At 45.3% G+C, this 17,827-nt stretch carries 22 protein-coding genes, 2 tRNA genes and 1 pseudogene; all 25 read left to right on the forward strand.

From position 1 onward, the window contains the following. Window positions 1-120: pseudogene (locus Q384_RS13340) on the forward strand (ISAs1 family transposase); the annotation flags it as partial. Between the two features lie 133 nt (window positions 121-253). Beyond that, a complete protein-coding gene (locus Q384_RS08340; RefSeq protein WP_037587153.1) occupies window positions 254-484 on the forward strand; it encodes an exodeoxyribonuclease VII small subunit in 231 nt (76 codons plus the stop codon). Further along, window positions 474-1,364: a polyprenyl synthetase family protein gene (locus Q384_RS08345; RefSeq protein WP_037587172.1), complete on the forward strand. Its 891-nt coding sequence runs from the start codon at window positions 474-476 to the stop codon at window positions 1,362-1,364. The genes Q384_RS08340 and Q384_RS08345 overlap by 11 nt, the downstream gene beginning before the upstream one ends. A gap of 75 nt (window positions 1,365-1,439) precedes the next feature. Then, window positions 1,440-1,844 (forward strand): DUF4878 domain-containing protein, encoded by a 405-nt coding sequence (locus tag Q384_RS08350; RefSeq protein WP_037587155.1) that lies wholly within the window; start codon window positions 1,440-1,442, stop codon window positions 1,842-1,844. Between the two features lie 153 nt (window positions 1,845-1,997). Next, window positions 1,998-2,399, forward strand: a complete 402-nt coding sequence (locus tag Q384_RS08355) for a nuclear transport factor 2 family protein (RefSeq protein WP_084224446.1) — start codon at window positions 1,998-2,000, stop codon at window positions 2,397-2,399. Between the two features lie 34 nt (window positions 2,400-2,433). Beyond that, on the forward strand, window positions 2,434-3,102 hold the full coding sequence (locus Q384_RS08360) for a YiiX/YebB-like N1pC/P60 family cysteine hydrolase (RefSeq protein ID WP_169740851.1): 669 nt from the start codon (window positions 2,434-2,436) through the stop codon (window positions 3,100-3,102). A gap of 55 nt (window positions 3,103-3,157) precedes the next feature. Next, window positions 3,158-3,445 carry a hypothetical protein gene (locus Q384_RS08365; protein WP_037587157.1) on the forward strand — a complete coding sequence of 96 codons (288 nt, stop codon included), beginning with the start codon at window positions 3,158-3,160 and terminating at the stop codon, window positions 3,443-3,445. Beyond that, window positions 3,433-4,299: a 4-(cytidine 5'-diphospho)-2-C-methyl-D-erythritol kinase gene (ispE, locus tag Q384_RS08370; protein WP_051940763.1), complete on the forward strand. Its 867-nt coding sequence runs from the start codon at window positions 3,433-3,435 to the stop codon at window positions 4,297-4,299. Before Q384_RS08365 ends, ispE begins: the two co-directional genes overlap by 13 nt. Window positions 4,300-4,315: 16 nt before the next feature. Further along, window positions 4,316-4,391, forward strand: a tRNA-Gln gene (locus Q384_RS08375). Window positions 4,392-4,587: 196 nt separating this feature from the next. Next, a complete protein-coding gene (locus Q384_RS08380) occupies window positions 4,588-5,574 on the forward strand; it encodes a ribose-phosphate pyrophosphokinase (protein WP_037587175.1) in 987 nt (328 codons plus the stop codon). A 105-nt stretch (window positions 5,575-5,679) separates the two neighbouring features. Continuing rightward, a complete protein-coding gene (locus tag Q384_RS08385) occupies window positions 5,680-6,252 on the forward strand; it encodes a 50S ribosomal protein L25/general stress protein Ctc (protein WP_037587158.1) in 573 nt (190 codons plus the stop codon). 96 nt (window positions 6,253-6,348) lie between these two features. Continuing rightward, on the forward strand, window positions 6,349-7,170 hold the full coding sequence (locus Q384_RS08390) for an RNA methyltransferase (protein ID WP_156956510.1): 822 nt from the start codon (window positions 6,349-6,351) through the stop codon (window positions 7,168-7,170). A gap of 39 nt (window positions 7,171-7,209) precedes the next feature. Then, window positions 7,210-8,082 (forward strand): YicC/YloC family endoribonuclease, encoded by an 873-nt coding sequence (locus Q384_RS08395; protein WP_245608532.1) that lies wholly within the window; start codon window positions 7,210-7,212, stop codon window positions 8,080-8,082. Window positions 8,083-8,141: 59 nt separating this feature from the next. Then, a complete protein-coding gene (locus Q384_RS08400) occupies window positions 8,142-9,065 on the forward strand; it encodes a branched-chain amino acid transaminase (RefSeq protein WP_037587162.1) in 924 nt (307 codons plus the stop codon). A gap of 45 nt (window positions 9,066-9,110) precedes the next feature. Then, window positions 9,111-10,226 (forward strand): aspartate-semialdehyde dehydrogenase, encoded by a 1,116-nt coding sequence (gene asd, locus Q384_RS08405; RefSeq protein ID WP_037587163.1) that lies wholly within the window; start codon window positions 9,111-9,113, stop codon window positions 10,224-10,226. A gap of 129 nt (window positions 10,227-10,355) precedes the next feature. After that, window positions 10,356-11,171, forward strand: a complete 816-nt coding sequence (locus tag Q384_RS08410; protein ID WP_037587164.1) for a polyphosphate kinase 2 family protein — start codon at window positions 10,356-10,358, stop codon at window positions 11,169-11,171. Between the two features lies 1 nt (window position 11,172). Then, complete coding sequence (gene ampD, locus Q384_RS08415; RefSeq protein WP_037587165.1) at window positions 11,173-11,736, forward strand: 1,6-anhydro-N-acetylmuramyl-L-alanine amidase AmpD; 564 nt, start codon at window positions 11,173-11,175, stop codon at window positions 11,734-11,736. A gap of 116 nt (window positions 11,737-11,852) precedes the next feature. Further along, a tRNA-Val gene (locus tag Q384_RS08420) sits at window positions 11,853-11,929 on the forward strand. 89 nt (window positions 11,930-12,018) lie between these two features. Further along, window positions 12,019-13,926 (forward strand): threonine--tRNA ligase, encoded by a 1,908-nt coding sequence (gene thrS, locus Q384_RS08425; RefSeq protein WP_037587176.1) that lies wholly within the window; start codon window positions 12,019-12,021, stop codon window positions 13,924-13,926. A gap of 20 nt (window positions 13,927-13,946) precedes the next feature. Beyond that, window positions 13,947-14,474 (forward strand): translation initiation factor IF-3, encoded by a 528-nt coding sequence (infC, locus tag Q384_RS08430; RefSeq protein ID WP_156956511.1) that lies wholly within the window; start codon window positions 13,947-13,949, stop codon window positions 14,472-14,474. Between the two features lie 55 nt (window positions 14,475-14,529). Next, a complete protein-coding gene (locus Q384_RS08435) occupies window positions 14,530-14,745 on the forward strand; it encodes a hypothetical protein (protein WP_156956512.1) in 216 nt (71 codons plus the stop codon). A 20-nt stretch (window positions 14,746-14,765) separates the two neighbouring features. Continuing rightward, window positions 14,766-14,963 carry a 50S ribosomal protein L35 gene (gene rpmI, locus Q384_RS08440; protein WP_037587168.1) on the forward strand — a complete coding sequence of 66 codons (198 nt, stop codon included), beginning with the start codon at window positions 14,766-14,768 and terminating at the stop codon, window positions 14,961-14,963. A gap of 10 nt (window positions 14,964-14,973) precedes the next feature. Next, window positions 14,974-15,330 (forward strand): 50S ribosomal protein L20, encoded by a 357-nt coding sequence (gene rplT / locus Q384_RS08445; RefSeq protein ID WP_037587169.1) that lies wholly within the window; start codon window positions 14,974-14,976, stop codon window positions 15,328-15,330. Window positions 15,331-15,535: 205 nt separating this feature from the next. Beyond that, a complete protein-coding gene (gene pheS / locus Q384_RS08450) occupies window positions 15,536-16,525 on the forward strand; it encodes a phenylalanine--tRNA ligase subunit alpha (protein ID WP_037587171.1) in 990 nt (329 codons plus the stop codon). A gap of 406 nt (window positions 16,526-16,931) precedes the next feature. Beyond that, a partial coding sequence (locus tag Q384_RS12705) for a BapA/Bap/LapF family prefix-like domain-containing protein (protein ID WP_051940767.1) occupies window positions 16,932-17,827 on the forward strand: 896 nt, incomplete at its 3' end.

The raw sequence follows: 17,827 nt of genomic DNA on the forward strand, positions 1-17,827 counted from the left end.
CGCATATCTCTTAACCTAATCCGCCTATCACCTGTGAAGCGCAAAGGTGGCATTAAAGTACAGCGATTACTGGCGGCTACCTCTGATAATTACCGTGAGCAACTACTGAAACTGTGTTAAATCTTTCATGCGATTGCCCTGGCTGTATTTGGCTGTATGCGGTGTCGCAGACAGTATTATGGTAAACCACAGCAGTAATATTGCTTAAAAAAATGCTGATGTGCAGTGAAACAATCACAGAGAATCATCAAATATGAAAAAAAATACCCCAAAAAATTTTGAAGATGCTTTATCGCAATTGGAAAGCATCACCGCCGCAATGCAAAGCAGTGAAATGCCTTTGGAAGAGACCTTGGCGGCGTATCAGCGCGGACAGGAACTGGCGGCATTTTGTCAGCAAAAATTGGCAGAGGCAGAACAAAAGTTACAGGTATTGGACGGCAATCAATTAAAGGAGTTAAGCCTTGAGCCAACTGAATCCTGATTTCATTGCTTGGCAGAAACACGCTCAAGCACAAATGGAGGAGCTGTTAAATCGCTTGCTTCCTGATGGTAACAGGCTGCCTGAAACCCTGCATCAAGCCATGCGTTATGCCGCTCTGGACGGCGGCAAACGGTTGCGTCCGCTTTTGGTGCTGGCGGCATCACAAGTCGGGCAGGTTGATGAAACCGCGTTGGAGGCGGCAATGGTGGCGGTGGAATGTATCCACGTGTATTCGCTGGTGCATGATGATATGCCGGAAATGGATAACGACAGCTTGCGCCGAGGTAAACCAACTTGCCATATACAATATAATCAAGCCACTGCGTTATTGGTGGGCGATGCCTTGCAAACTTTGGCGTTTGACTTGCTCAGCCGCCCAAGCGGCTTGTCTGCGGTGCGTCAATTGCGTATGGTCAATGTATTGGCAAGGGCTTCAGGCAGCCTGGGTATGGCAGGCGGACAAGCTGTTGATCTGGCGAATGTCGGCAAAGCCATGAGCCAAAGCGAATTGGAATATATGCACCGTTTGAAAACGGGGGCATTAATCCGTGCTGCCGTTGCTTTGGGTGGATTAAGCTGCGCCGATGTCAGTGATGATGGTCTGAGCGCGTTGGATCAATATGCCGATAAATTGGGCTTGGCGTTTCAAGTGATTGATGATGTGTTGGATTGTGAACAAGATTCCGCCACTTTGGGTAAAACCGCCGGTAAAGACATGGCGGCAAATAAACCGACATACGTCCAATTAATGGGCTTAAACACCGCGCGGGATTATGCCAATCAATTGGTTGCAGAAGCGATAAGCGCACTCTTACCTTTGGGCAGCGCGGCAGGCTGCCTGAAAGATTTGGCACTTTATGCGGTGCGGCGATCATATTGAGGAAGGATATTTATTGGTGTAGATTAAGTGTATGCAAGGCGGCATATTTTTTATTTTTTCAGGGGGTATAACGCAATGAAAAAATTCTTTTCTTCGTGGATGTTGGCAGTATTGCTTGCTTTAACTGCGTTGAGTTTATCGGCTTGTGCTGCTGATAAAAAACCGGAGGCTGTGGTTGAGCAATTTTATCGGGCGGCGTTTGACGATAAAACAGATGAAGCCATAAATTATGTTGCTTTGGGTGATGTTAAAGAAAATGACATGACTGCCACAAAAGGCAAAATACAGATGATGGTAGGCGGTATGTCTTCTAAAGCGAAGGAATGGGGTGGGTTGCAATCAATCAAAACAACGGTGCTGGAGCAAGAAGAAACCTATGCGAAAGTTGAGACAGAATTAACTTTTAAAAACGATGAAATAAGGGAGCATGTTGAAAAGTTGGTTAAAGAAGACGGAAAGTGGAAAATCATACTGGAATGATGCAGTCCAACAATCATTTTTGAATGATGCCAATGAACAGCAAAAGATTTGACACTTTATGCGGTGCGGTGGTCGTATTGACGAATAATGTTTATTGATGTAAATAAGTGCGCATAAAGCAGTATATTTTTTATTTTTTAGAGGGGTAGTGCAATGAAAAAATTCTTTTCTTCATGGATGTTGGCGGTATTGCTTGCTTTAACTGCGTTGAGTTTATCGGCTTGTGCGGATAAAAAACCTGAGGCTGTGGTTGAGCAATTTTATCAGGCGGTTTTTGACGATAAAACAGATGAAGCCATGAGTTATTTTTCTTTGGCAGATGTTGAAGAAAATGATATGACTGCCGTAAAAGGCAAATTGCAGATGGTGATAGGCGGTATGTCTTCTGGTGCCAAGAAAGCGGGCGGTTTGCAATCAATGAAAACAACGGTGTTAAAGCAAGAAGAAGCCTATGCGGAAGTTGAAACAGAATTTACTTTTAAAAACAATGATGTAGAGAAAAAAATTACAAAGCTGGTTAAAGAAGACGGAAAGTGGAAAATCGCCCTGAAATGATGCAGTATAACAATATCATCTTTGAGTGATGCAGATGAATCATCTGAAAAAATGTACTCGGTTTTGCCAAACGAATCAGCGTGTTTTTTGGATTGGTGTTCTGTTGTTTGGTTTGGTTGCGGCGGCGGTTGCGGCGTGGCGGTTTTATGCCAAACCACCGTCGTTTACGGTATTTATTCCGCCGGAAGTGTCGGCAGAATGGCAAGCCGGTGATGTGATTTTTCGGATTGGCACAGAGTGGCAAAGCGATGCAGTGCGCCTGACTGCCGAAAAACGCGGTGATCCGTTCAGCCATGTGGGTATTTTGGTTGGGTCGCCGGGCAATTGGCAGGTTATTCATGCTGTGCCTGCTGAAGTTGATGGGCGCAAAGATGCCGTGGTGCAAGATGATTTGGCTTTTTACCTTGCGCCTGAACGTGCTGTCGGTGTGGCAGTGTATCGGGTACAAGCAAATGCTGTTGCACGGTTGGCGGCTGTGAATTATGCCCGCACCCGTTTGGGTGAGCCGTTTCGGATTGTGGAAAATGATAAATTAGGGCAGTATTGCACCACTTTGGTATGGGCTGCATGGCAGTATGGCGGTGTTGATTTGGGTGTGCATTTTGATTACTTGGATATTCCGTTTGTCGCAGGGCATTATTTGATGCCCAATGCTTTACGCAAGGCTTCGGGTTTAACGCAGGTGTTTATCAGCATGCCGTAATACGGCATCTTTTTAATTGATTGTTTCTTTAGATATTTAAACCATAGACTAAGCCATGAACACACAAATATTGGGTTTGTATTTTTTGCCGTTGGGTATTCTGAGTATGTGTGCCGCCGCGCTGTGGCAGATACATGTGATGTTCAGTGAAACATATTCTTTAGATCGTTTTAAAGACAAGCAGCTGGTATGGGTGGTTACCGCGCTGTTTTTTAGTTTTAGTTTGGCGGTGTATTGGTTTGCGCCCAACGCCCGTAAAAAAGGGCTGGTTTTTCTGTTATTGGGCGGCGGCGGTTTGCTGATGTATGTTTTGGGCAGGTTGTGGTTGCCATGGCAGCAATAAAATCTTCATTGCGCATTCCTGAAAATGCGTGTTCTTGTCTTGCGCCCGCTAAACTGAACTTGGATTTGCGCATTGTTGGCAGGCGTGCAGATGGTTATCACTTGCTGGAAAGCGTGTTTACGCTGATTGCCTTGTATGACTGTTTACACATATTGCCCAATCATACCGGCAACATCGTGTTGCACACGCCGACAGAGGATGTGCTGCCTGAAAATGATTTGTGTTACCGTGCCGCAAAATTATTGCAACAACACTGCGCAGTAACAAAGCAGGGCGCGGATATATGGCTGGAAAAGTATATTCCCGTGGGCGGCGGTTTGGGCGGCGGCAGCTCAGATGCGGCGTTGGTGTTGATGATGCTTAATCAATTGTGGCATTGCGGCTTGGATAAGGCGGCTTTAATCAAATTGGGCGTTCGTTTGGGTGCTGATGTGCCGTTTTTTATTTTTGGTGAATCGGCATTTGTTTGCGGCATCGGTGAAAATTTATCACCAATGGTATTGTTGCCACAGTGGTATGTCATTATCAAGCCGCCGGTGCATGTCAGTACAGCCGCAATTTTTTCGCATGAGAACTTGACACGTAATTCCAAACCCAGCATAATGCCCATTTTTGAAACGCCGAAAAATTGGCGAAATGACATGCAGCATGTTGTTTTGTCTGAATATTTTGAAGTTAAGGTGGCGTTTGATGCGCTGGCTGAGTATGGACAGCCAATGATGAGCGGGTCGGGTGCTTGTGTGTTTCTGCGGTTTGACGATGAAACGCAGGCACAGACGGTTTATCAGCAGATTTCAACAAAGCATCAGGCATATTGTGTGGTCGGTCTGAAAACACATCCTTTTTATGGCTGATGTGATTATTGTTTATTGGGGAGTCGTCAAGTGGTTAAGACTCTGGGTTTTGATCCCAGCATGCGTAGGTTCGAATCCTACCTCCCCAGCCACTTTTGAAAGCGTGTAAGCGGGCTTACACGCTTTTTTGGTATGATTTCGCCGACGAGTTTTCAGGCAGCTTTTGCGGTAGGGCATAGCTGTTGAGTCAGCAGCATCGGTAGATTGTTTTTTTGCTTAAGCAAAAAGGGTAGAAAGATGTTTCACCCGTGGCGTTTAAAAATTTTGGCAAGCAGGGAAAGCGAAGAAATGGCGGCTTACGAGAGTTTGATGGTGTTCACAGGCAACGCCAATCCCGAATTAGCGAGAAATGTGGTCAAGCACTTGGATATTTCCCTGGGCAGGGCTGTTGTTAATCGATTTTCTGACGGTGAAGTTTCTGTTGAGTTGTTGGAAAATGTACGCGGACGAGATGTATTTATTGTACAGCCGACTTGTGCGCCCACCAATGACAATTTAATGGAAGTTTTGGCAATGACCGATGCGCTCAAACGTGCTTCGGCAGGGCGGATTACGGCGGCAATTCCGTATTTCGGCTATGCACGGCAAGACCGTCGCCCGCGTTCGGCGCGAGTACCGATTTCGGCAAAATTGGTGGCAAATATGCTGCAATCTGCGGGTGTTGATCGTGTATTGACTGTGGATTTGCATGCCGACCAAATTCAGGGATTTTTTGATATTCCCGTTGATAATGTTTATGCCACACCTATTTTGACGCACGACATCGAAAAGCAGCGGTTTGATAATTTAATGGTGGTCAGCCCCGATATTGGCGGTGTGGTGCGTGCACGGGCGGTGGCAAAAGTTTTGAATACCGATTTGGCAATTATTGATAAACGCCGCCCGAGAGCCAATGTGGCAGAAGTCATGAATGTGATTGGTGATATTGACGGGCGCACTTGTTTAATTGTTGATGACATGATTGATACCGCCAATACCTTGTGCAAAGCGGCATCGGCTTTGAAAGAGCGCGGCGCGGCACGGGTGCTGGCTTATGCTACTCACGCGGTGTTTTCCGGTGAAGCGGTGGAACGTATTTCTAATTCAGATATTGATGAAGTGGTGATTACTGACACCATTTCTTTATCTGCCAGAGCACAGCAATGTGCGCGTATTCGGCAAGTCAGTATTTCCGGTTTGCTGGCTGAAACCGTGCGCCGAATCAGTAATGAAGAATCGGTGTCTTTTTTGTTTAATGAAGATTTAATCGCTCCGGGCGCGTTGTTTTTGCCGTAATTGCTGCGGGTGTGGTATTTTTGAGAAACGTGGTAGCACGTTTAATTGTCGGCTGTCTGAAGCTGGTCGCGGCAAAGGACAGTATTTTTACCTTTGGAGTTGTTTATGTCATACGAAATTCAAGCAGAAGTCCGTCAAACGCAAGGCACGGGTGCGAGCCGCCGTCTGCGTAATGCCGGTAAAGTACCCGCCGTGTTATACGGAGAAGGCACAGAACCATTGGCGATTGCGGTTGAACACCGCGCCATGTTCTATGCTTTGGAAAAAGAATCTTTTCATACTGCGTTGATTGCATTGAGCATTGACGGAAAAATTCATAATGTGATTGTGCGTGATTTCCAAATGCACCCTTTCAAGCAGCAAGTACAGCATATTGATTTTCAAGTTGTTGATTTGAATAAACCTGTGAAAATCCGTGTGCCGGTTCATGTATTGAATGCAGAAATTTCTCCTGCCGTAAAATTACAGGGCGGCCGTGTATCTTTATTGGCTAATGCTGTGGAAGTGAGTGCTTTGCCGAAAAATATGCCTGAATCGCTGGTTTTAGATGTGGCAAAAGTGAATGCCGGTGATATTCTGCATTTGTCTGATATTCCATTCCCCGAAGGCGTGGAAAGCGTGTCGCTCAAACGCGGCGATAACTTGGCGATTGCTTCCGCTTCCGGCAAGAAACGTTGATTCATCTCATTTGTTCATTCCTGAGATGAGCTTCATCTTCAAAACGGCATCTGCGGGTGCCGTTTTTTTATTATCCGTTTTTTATTATTTGTTGTGTTGCGGAAAATGAAACCTGAATTGCCTGAATATCTGGATCGTATTTGTGTGGTACTGACACGCCCGAGTCATCCTGCCAATATTGGCGCGGCGGCGCGTGCCATGAAAACCATGGGTTTAAGCCGAATGGTTTTGGTTGCACCCGCTTTAATGGCAACACCAATGACACCCAATCCGCCGTTGTTTTGTGCTGATTCGCCGCAAAATTTCAGGCTGCCTGAAGAAAGTTTTGTGCTGGCTTCGGGTGCGAAAGATGTGTTGGAAAATGCACGCATTACGGCAACTCTAAATGAGGCTTTGGCAGACACGGCAATCAGCTGCGCTTTAACCAGCCGTAAACGTGAATTAACAGCACCGATGCGCACACCGCGTGAATTGGCGCCGGCTTTGCTTCAAGCTGCCGCAGCCGGACAAACGGTGGCTTTGGTGTTTGGTAATGAAACTTTTGGTTTGAGTATTGAGGAAGCGCAAAGTTGTAATCGTTTGATGACGATTAATGGCAATCCGCATTATTTTTCTTTAAATTTGGCACAAGCAGTGCAAGTGGTGTCTTATGAATTATTCAGCCACATTGATGTGTCTATGGCATATTTGCAGCAAGAGAGGCAATTGGCAACACAAAAACAAACAGAAGGGTTGCTGGCGCATTGGCAGGAAGTCATGGCACAAAGCGGCTTTTTTGAACGCCGCAATGAAACACGGTTAATGCGGCGCATCAGCGCAATGTTTCATCGTGCCGAATTGGGTGAAGAAGACATTGATATTTTACGCGGCTGGCTGAAAACGTTATCGCGCCGATTGCCGCAGAATAATCAAGATTAAAAGAATCAAAAAATAAATAATTTATAAAGAGGTGAATATATGATTTATAGTATGACCGGCTATGCTGATACTGGAGGTCAATGCGGCAATCGTTACTGTACAGTAGAATTACGTACTGTGAATCATCGGTATTTGGATATTCATTTTAAATTGGCTGATGAAGTGCGCCATTTGGAAAGCACTTTGCGTGAAATGATTGCAGCACAAATTCAGCGCGGCAAAGTGGAATGCCGCATACAAATTCAATCGAACCGTGCGAATGGTGCGTGTGCGCTTCACGTTTGCGATGAGTTGCTTGAGCAGCTGGTGCAATTGAATCAAAACATCACACAAAAATTTAATACGATACAGCCCTTATCTGTATCGGATATACTGCATTTTCCGGGTGTTCTGATCACAGAACAAGAAGATGCTGAAGCAGTTAATCAAGGCATACTGGCGCTGATGCAACAAAGTTTGAGCCGATTGCAGGAAACCCGACTGCGTGAAGGGGCGCAGTTGCGGCAGCATTTATTGACGCGGCTGGCTGAAATGGACACGATTATCCAACACGTACTGTTGGTGTTTCCATCGCTTTTGCAAAAGCATTTTGATAAAGTTGAAGAGCGTTTGCGTGAAGCTGTGGCGCAAATTGATGCTGAACGCTTAAAACAAGAGTTTGTGTTGTTTATGCAAAAAACTGATGTGGACGAAGAATTAAGCCGTTTACAAACACACATTGACGAAGTGCAGCGGCTACTGAGCAGCAATAACGGCAGTGTTGGCAAGCGTTTGGATTTTCTGATGCAGGAATTAAACCGAGAAGCCAACACTTTGGGCAGCAAAGCCATCTCTGCCGAATGCTCACAGGCATCGGTGGGTTTGAAAGTGTTGATTGAACAAATGCGCGAGCAGGTGCAGAATATCGAATAAGCGCATTTGCCGTTTTTATATTTTTGGGTTGATAAAGTTCATTATTAAGGAGAGTTTCGATGTCTATGTCTGATCGCGACGGGTTTATTTGGTATAACGGTAAACTCGTTGAGTGGCGCAGTGCACAAACCCATGTCTTAACGCATACTTTGCACTATGGTATGGGTGTTTTTGAGGGTGTTCGTGCTTATGAAACGGCACAAGGCGGTGCAATTTTTCGTTTACAAGACCACACCAAGCGGCTTTTTAATTCAGCCAAAATCACCGGTATCAAATTACCATTCGACGAAGAAGCCATTAATCAAGCGCATATTGAGGTGGTGCGGGCAAATCAATTGCAATCGGGCTATTTTCGTCCCATGGCATTTTATGGTGCGAAAAAATTAGGTGTTACGCCTGCGGCTGATGATGTGCAAGTGATTGTTGCCGCATGGCCGTGGGGCGCGTATTTGGGTGAAGAGGGCATGACACGCGGTATTCGTGTACAAGTCAGCTCGTTTACCCGCCATCACCCCAACATCACCATGATTAAGGCCAAAGCCAACGGCAACTACATGAATTCCATCATGGCAAACACAGAAGCACTCCGCAATGGCTACGATGAAGCCATATTATTAGATGCACAGGGCTATATTGCCGAGGGTTCAGGGGAAAATATTTTCTTGGTGCGCGGCGGCAAACTTTATACACCTGAATTAGACGTGGCATTGGACGGAATCACTCGCAGCAGTGTCATTGCCATTGCCGCCGACATGAACGTGCCGGTAATTGAAAAGCGGATTACCCGTGATGAATTGTATATTGCCGATGAGGTTTTCTTTACGGGAACAGCCGCTGAAGTAACACCCATTCGCGAAATTGACGGCAGAGAAATCGGCATCGGCAGCCGTGGCGGTATCACTGCTGAAATTCAGCAGCGTTATTTTGATATTGTGCAGGGAAAAAATCCAAAATATGCACATTGGCTGACTTATATTGCCTAAATCAGGCTGCCTGAACATCTATATATAAAATATAAAGGAACTCTTATGAAAGTAGGTTTTGTCGGTTGGCGCGGAATGGTTGGTTCTGTGTTGATGCAGCGCATGAATGAAGAAAATGATTTTCAACACATTCCCAACGCTTTCTTTTTCACCACGTCCAGCCCGGGAAAAGCTGCGCCTGATTTTGGGCAAGCCAATAAAACATTATTAGATGCCAATCACATTGAAACCTTGGCAGAAATGGACGTGATTGTTACTTGCCAAGGCGGAGACTACACCAAAGCGGTTTACCCGCAGTTGCGCCGCAGCGGCTGGCAAGGTTATTGGATAGATGCCGCGTCCGCTTTGCGCATGGAAGACAATGCCGTTATCGTATTGGACCCTGTAAATCGAGCCGTGATTGATAAAGCATTGGAAAATGGCATAAAAGACTTTATCGGCGGCAATTGCACGGTGTCGTTGATGTTGCTGGCATTGGACGGCTTGTTTAAACACGACATGGTTGAATGGGCAAGCAGCATGACCTATCAAGCCGCCAGCGGTGCAGGTGCGCAAAATATGCGTGAATTGATTATCGGCATGGGCGCGATTGAGCAGCAAGTTGCCGCTGAATTGGCAGATCCTGCGGGGGCAATTTTAAGCATTGACCGCAAAGTATCGGATTTTCTGCGCAGTGATGCCTATCCGAAATCGCAATTTGGTGTGCCGCTGGCAGGCAGCTTGATTCCTTGGATTGACAGCGATTTGGGTAATGGACAATCCAAAGAAGAATGGAAAGGCGGTGTGGAAACCAACAAAATTTTGGGACGGGCAGCCAATCCTGTGGTGATTGATGGTTTGTGTGTACGCATCGGTGCGATGCGTTGCCATAGCCAAGCCATTACCTTGAAATTAAAGCAGGATTTACCTGTCGCCGAAATTGAATCCTTGCTGGCAGCCGCCAATGATTGGGTGAAAGTGATTCCCAATGAAAAAAATGCTTCTGTACACGAATTAACCCCCGCCGCTGTTACCGGCAGATTAACCGTTCCCGTTGGGCGAATTCGCAAATTAGCGATGGGCGGAGAATACATCAGCGCGTTTACCGTTGGGGATCAATTGCTGTGGGGTGCGGCAGAACCCATTCGCCGTATATTGCGCATTGTATTAAAAACCTTGTAATGTTATTTATTTAGGCTGACTGAAAAACACATTCAGGCAGCCTGAATGAAAACAGCACAGGGCTGATTTTTCAATATCTGACCGCAGGATTTTCCTGCAACCCATTGCTTAAACAGAAAGTGTTTTTCTATGTCTTCTGCCGAAAAAGCCTACCGCATTTCTGCTCAGAAAAATTTTAAATTGAATGATATTGATACCAAAGATAAAAGTTTGGTTTCTGCCGGTAAGGAAGAGCGCGAAGCGTATATCAGCCAAACTGCGCCGCTTTTGGACGAGCTGCAAAACAGGCTGTATGCTGAAAATAAAAACAAAGTATTGGTGGTATTGCAAGGCATGGATACCGCAGGTAAAGACGGCACAATACGCAAGGTATTTCAAAGCATAGACCCGCTGGGTGTGCGTGTACAGGCGTTTAAATCACCCACAGTGATTGAGTCAGCACATGATTATTTATGGCGTGTCCATCAAGTGGTGCCGCAAGCAGGTGAATTGGTGATTTTTAATCGCAGTCATTATGAAGACGTATTGATTACTCGGGTGCGCGGTTGGATTGATGAAGCAGAATGCCGCCGCCGTTTGGAACACATCAACGACTTTGAACGTTTGTTGACAGAAACGGGAACTACCGTTATCAAATTTTTCCTGCATATTTCCAAAGAAGAACAGCGCGAACGGCTACAAAAACGCTTAGATGACCCTGCTAAAAATTGGAAATTCAATCCCGCCGATTTGGAAGACCGCAAATTGTGGGCGCAATATCAATCACAATATGAAACGGTAATTGCTACCACAAGCACCAAATACGCACCGTGGTATGTGATACCCGCTGATTCCAAATCAACACGCAATCAATTGATTTTGGATATTTTGATTAATCGGCTGACTGCTTTAAATATGCAATATCCTGTTGTTGATACCACCGGCTGGCCTAATATTGTTGAATAAAATGGATACAGTGCACTGGCAAAATGGTTGGTGGACACCCGCAAGGCGTGTCAACAGCCCCAATTACACGCATCGGCCGCTTGATTGCTGCGTGTGTTTGGCGGTGATACACAATATTTCTTTGCCGCCGTTTGAATATGGTTCAAACGCAGTGGAAGCCTTGTTTACCAATCGTATTCACGAAATAGCGGATACGCCATTTCTGCAATCTTTAACCGCTTTGCGCGTGTCCAGTCATTTTTTTATTGACCGCAGCGGGGCAATCACTCAATTTGTGTCTTGTGATGAAGCGGCTCACCATGCAGGTGTATCATCATTTCGCGGCAAAGAAGGTTGTAACGCGTTTTCAATCGGTATTGAACTGGAAGGCTGTGATTTTGAACCGTTCAGTGAAGCGCAGTATTTGGCTTTATTGAACTTGCTGCCTGAAATTTGCCAAGCCTATCCGATTGAAGCGGTTTGCGGTCATCAGCACATCGCACCGGGCAGAAAAAGTGACCCGGGGCATTTTTTTGATTGGCAGCGGCTGCAGGAAGCGGGATTGCCAGCAGTGAGTGTGGTTTAAGATTGCTGCTGATTTGATGTAAACAGACAATAGGCTTGTCAATCAGTAAAAATATCGGCTAAAATTACCAATTCAGTAAATTAGTCTAAAGAAATTTAGATAGTTTTGAAAACAACAGGCACGTAGCTCAGTTGGTTAGAGCACCACCTTGACATGGTGGGGGTCGTTGGTTCGAATCCAATCGTGCCTACCAAATTTGAAAATAATAAAAGCCCTGTGTGGCTTTTGTTGTTTTTGGCATCATACCAAACGCAATTAAATATACTCGGAGTTTTAATTTTAATGTTAAACATCACTTTGCCGGACGGTTCAGTCCGCCCTTTTGATGCGCCGGTGTCTGTGTATGCCGTTGCCGAATCTATTGGTGCAGGCTTGGCAAAAGCGGCTTTGGCGGGCAAAGTGAACGGGCGTTTGGTGGACACTTCTTTTGTGATTAATCAAGATGCCAAGCTGGCAATCATCACCGCCAAAGATGCTGAGGGCTTGGATATTCTGCGTCATTCTACCGCGCACTTAATGGCGTATGCGGTGCAAGAATTGTTTCCCGGAGCGCAAGTAACCATTGGACCAACCATTGAAGACGGCTTTTATTACGATTTCGCTTACGAGCGCCCATTTACACCCGAAGATTTAACTGCCATTGAAGCCAAAATGGCAGAATTGGTCAAACAAGATTTATTGGTGGAACGTTTTGAATTGCCGCGTGATGAAGCAATTCGGTTCTTTAAAGACAAAGGCGAGATTTATAAAGCACAAATTATTGAAAGCATTCCTGAAGGTGAAATTTTATCTTTATACAAAGAAGGTGATTTCACTGATTTGTGCCGAGGTCCGCATGTTCCCAATACAGGCAAACTGAAAGTATTTAAGCTGATGAAAGTGGCCGGTGCATATTGGCACGGCGACAGTAACAATGAAATGCTGCAACGCATTTACGGCACGGCATGGGCAAATAAAGACGATTTAAAAGATTATCTTTATCGCTTGGAAGAAGCGGAAAAACGCGATCACCGCAAATTGGGTAAACAATTGGATTTATTCCATTTGCAAGACGAAGCCCCCGGCATGGTTTTTTGGCATCCCAAAGGCTGGACGCTGTGGCAGAACATTGAGCAGCATTTGCGCAGCGAATTAACGGCGGCGGGTTACCGAGAAATCAAAACCCCCATGATTATGGATCGCAGTTTGTGGGAAAAATCAGGACATTGGGAAAATTACCACGAAAACATGTTTATCACTGAATCGGAAAAACGCACTTATGCGGTAAAACCGATGAATTGTCCCGGGCACATTCAAGTATTCAACCAAGGTTTGCGCTCTTATCGTGATTTACCCATGCGTTTGGCAGAGTTCGGTTCGTGCCATCGCAATGAGCCGTCGGGTGCATTACACGGTTTGATGCGGGTGCGCGGTTTTGTGCAAGATGATGCACATATTTTCTGCACAGAAGACCAAATTGTTGAAGAAGCCCGCGCGTTTAATGAATTGGTAATGCGTATTTACCGTCAATTCGGCTTCCATAACGTGGCGATAAAGCTCTCTCTGCGGCCGGAAAAACGTGCCGGTTCAGACAAAGTTTGGGATAAAGCCGAACAAGGTTTGCGTGATGCACTGGTGGCATGCGGTGTGGAATGGGAAGAATTACCCGGTGAAGGCGCGTTTTATGGTCCGAAAGTGGAGTATCATATCAAAGATGCGCTGGGTCGTTCGTGGCAGTGCGGCACAATTCAATTGGATTTTGTGCTGCCTGAACGCTTAGATGCCGAATATGTAACCGAAGACAATGGACGTGCCCGTCCGGTAATGCTTCATCGTGCGATTTTGGGTTCGATGGAACGTTTTATCGGCATTTTGATTGAAAACCATGCCGGTTCTTTCCCTTTGTGGCTGGCACCGGTTCAAATGGTGATTATGAACATCACCGAAAATCAAGCCGATTATTGCCGCGATTTGGCAAAACGTTTGGGTAGCGCGGGCTTTCGGGTTGAGTTAGATCTGCGCAACGAAAAAATCGGTTATAAAATCCGCGAACACAGTTTACAGCGTCTGCCGTATCAAATTGTCATCGGCGACAAAGAAAAACAGGAAGATAAGGTAGCCGTGCGCGCTCGCGGCGGTGCAGATTTGGGGCAATTAACGTTTGATGAGTTTGTCATGCGTTTGCAGCAAGAAACCTTGTCGCTTCATTAATTTACATAAGGAGTACAGCCATCGCTCAAGAACGCGAAGCACGCATTAACGGTGAAATCACCGCCAAGGAAGTGCGTTTAATCAGCCCCACAGGTGAACAACTGGGTGTGGTGTCTATTCAGGAAGCCATCAAACTGGCGGCAGAAAATGATGTTGATTTGGTGGAAATTAATCCCACTGCCAAACCGCCTGTGTGCAAGATCATGGATTTTGGTAAATACAAATACGAACAATCCAAAAAACGCGATGAAGCACGCAAAAAACAAAAGCAAGTACAAATCAAGGAAATTAAATTCCGCCCCGGCACAGATGATGGCGATTACAACATCAAAATGCGCAACATTACCCGCTTTTTAGAAGATGGTGATAAGGTGAAAGTAACTTTGCGCTTTCGTGGGCGCGAAATGGCGCACCAAGAGTTGGGCGCAGTGTTGCTGAAACGGGTAGAAACTGACTTGGCTGAAATTGGTTCGGTGGAACAATTCCCGAAAATGGAAGGCCGTCAAATGGTGATGATGATTGCGCCGAAGAAAAATAAGCAAGCCTGATTATTTTTAATCGCTTCTTTGTTTTCATTCAAATGCAAATAGAGATCAATTGCTTTTGATGTTTATTCTTTTCAGGCAGCCTAAAAATAAATTTGCCGGGTATGTGTTGATTTGCTGCCTTGCGAATTGGATTGCATTGCTGTATCATGCGCGGTTTCGTTTGTCTGCCGTTGCAGACGAATCGCAGTCAATTAACGGCAAAAAAACCGTGGCGCAATGGTTGTTTGTTTTTCAAGTGTTGCTTAAGGTAACCACCGTGCGCCTTATCTAAAAATGAATGGAGTTTATCCCATGCCTAAAATGAAAACCAAATCCAGCGCGAAAAAGCGTTTTAAAGTGTTGGGCAGTGGTGGTGTGAAACGCGCTCATGCGTTTAAACGTCATATATTGACTAAAAAAACCACCAAAAACAAACGTCAGTTGCGCGGCACCGCCATGGTGAATGAGCGCGATATGGCTTCCGTTGCCAAAATGTTGCCCTACGCTTAAGGAGTAAATTATGCCTCGTGTTAAACGCGGTGTTACCGCACGTGCCCGCCATAAAAAAGTATTGGCTTTAGCCAAAGGCTATCGTGGCCGCCGTAAAAATGTCTATCGTGTTGCCAAACAAGCGGTGATGAAAGCCGGTCAGTATGCTTATCGTGACCGCCGTCAGCGCAAACGTCAATTCCGTCAATTGTGGATTGTGCGTATTAACGCCGCTGCTCGTGAAAATGGTTTGTCATACAGCAAATTCATGAATGGTCTGAAACGCGCTGCTATTGAGATTGACCGCAAAGTGTTGGCAGATTTGGCTGTGTTTGAAAAAGCCGCCTTCACGCAATTGGCTGAAAAAGCCAAAGCGGCCTTGGCTTAAATACATTACATTCATTGTATTTCTGTGAAGATAAAAAAGGAAACTTCGGTTTCCTTTTTTTCTTGCTGTCAAATGGAGAGGCTTGCGTTAAAATTACCGCTTCAATATTGTATTTGAACACTGAATAAGTGAAATACCACCGGAATTATTCAAGTTTTTCAGGCAGCCTGAAAGCCTTGTTGTTTAATTTAAAGACATATTTATGATGACAGAAAACGCCAATCGCATTGTTGAAGCGGGCATTGCCGCTATTGAAGAAACCCAAGATTTGACCGCGCTGGAATTGGTGAAAGCACGCTATCTGGGTAAAACGGGTGAGTTAAATGCCTTGCTGAAAAGTTTGGGGCAAATGTCGCCGGAGGAGCGCAAAACAGCAGGTGCGCACATCAATGAATCCAAAAACCGTTTTCAGTCAGCCTTTAATGAGAAGCGAGATGCGCTGAATAAGGCCAAGCTGCAAGCACAATTGGCAGCGGAAGCCTTAGACGTTACTTTACCCGGGCGTGGGCAAGCATCGGGTGGTTTGCACCCGGTAACACTCACTTTGCAGCGGATTGTGGAATTGTTCCACAGCATGGGTTTTGAAGTGGCAGACGGTCCTGAAATCGAAAATGATTTTCACAATTTTGAAGCCTTGAATATTCCGCCGAACCATCCTGCGCGCGCCATGCAGGACACGTTTTACATTGAAAACGGTGATGTATTGCGTACTCACACCTCTAATATTCAAATTCGCTATATGTTGGATAAAAAGCAGCCGCCGATTCGCATTATTGCGCCCGGTCGGGTTTACCGCGTGGATTCCGATGCCACTCATTCACCAATGTTTCATCAGGCGGAAGGTTTGTGGGTGGAGAAAGGCGTTACTTTCGCCGATTTAAAAGCCGTGTTTACCGATTTTATCCGCCGTTTTTTTGAACGTGATGATTTGCAAGTGCGGTTTCGCCCGTCGTTTTTTCCGTTTACTGAGCCGTCTGCCGAGATTGACATCATGGGTGAGCGCGGTTGGTTGGAAGTAGGTGGCTGCGGCATGGTTCACCCCAATGTGCTACGTAATGTGAATATTGACCCTGAAGAATATACCGGATTTGCGTTTGGCATTGGCTTAGACCGTTTTGCCATGCTGCGCTATGGTATCAATGATCTGCGTTTGTTCTTTGAAAATGATTTGGGCTTTTTGCATCAATTTCGCTAATAAAATCGTATGGTTTTAAAATATCAATTTTTAAATTTTACCTTATCTTACCGCTTCAAATTACATTGAAGCGGTAATTTTTTGCGGCATTTAAAAAATGCTGCCAAATAACCAAAAACAAGAAGTCAAGCCGGCAGGCAAACCATCAAAAATTTTCAATCAGTCTTCAGTCTGAAAAGCATCAATTTTCCCATGTTTAAATATTAAAGTATTTGATTTTTTGGTTAATTTATTAAGGTAACATTGTTTTATCTAATAAAAAATAACAATCGATACTTATAGTTATTATTTCATTGTTGATTAAATCAGTATTTTCGTTTAAATTAAAAATAGACATTGGTTACTAAAATATTAGGTAACTTTACAAATCAGTTGTTTTTTAATCGCTTGAGGGGCAGAAATAATTATGAGTACAATCGAAGTTGTTTCCAAAGCCAGCCGTGCTACCGTGCAAGTCAGCCAAAGTAACCATATTGCGCTCAAAGAAGAAGCAGTGGTGAAATTAAACATCGGTACACAAACCGTGGTTGCCGTCAAACAAGAAGGCAATCAGCTTATTGTCGTGTTAAGTAATGGTGAAGTGATTACCATCGATAATTTTTTTGATTCTTCATGTGTAAAACCCAATGCTGAAAATATCAACGAAGCTGAGAATATCCATGATGTTTCAGGCAACCAGCTGGTTATTGAAGACAACAACGGTAACTTGGTTTGGGCAAAAACGCATTTTGAAAATGGGTGCTTATCGCCCGTTCAGTATTATGCCATTGAAGATATTTCCCCTCTGTTGAGTACCAATGCTGACGGCGTTGCCGCTTTTCCGTGGTTGATACCGTTGCTGGCATACGGCATTGTCGGTTCTATTGCTGCCGCTGGCGTGTCAGCCAGTGAATACGATGACAATTCACTGCCGAATTCACCGCCAAAAGAGGTGGGACCGCAAAACAATGAAGTAAGCAGACCTCATGTTGACCCTGTGAATGAAACCGACCCGATTACCGGTAGCGGTGCACTGGGTGCAACCATAACTGTAACTTTACCGGATGGCACCACCGTAACCACCACGGTTGGCAGCGACGGTAAATGGAGCATTCCGAATCCCGGTAATCTAAACCCGGGAGATCAATTGCATGTTGTGCAAACCGATACAGCGGGCAATACATCACCTTATGTTGTTGTTCCCATTGCAGACACCACCGCACCGGCCAAGCCCGCTTCGCCTGTTGATTATCAAGACAATATTGGCAGTGTACAAAGCGAACACAGTACAGCTGCTGATACCGATGATACCCAGCCGGGTAT

It is taken from the genome of Stenoxybacter acetivorans DSM 19021 (assembly GCF_000745895.1).
Lineage (GTDB): Bacteria > Pseudomonadota > Gammaproteobacteria > Burkholderiales > Neisseriaceae > Stenoxybacter > Stenoxybacter acetivorans.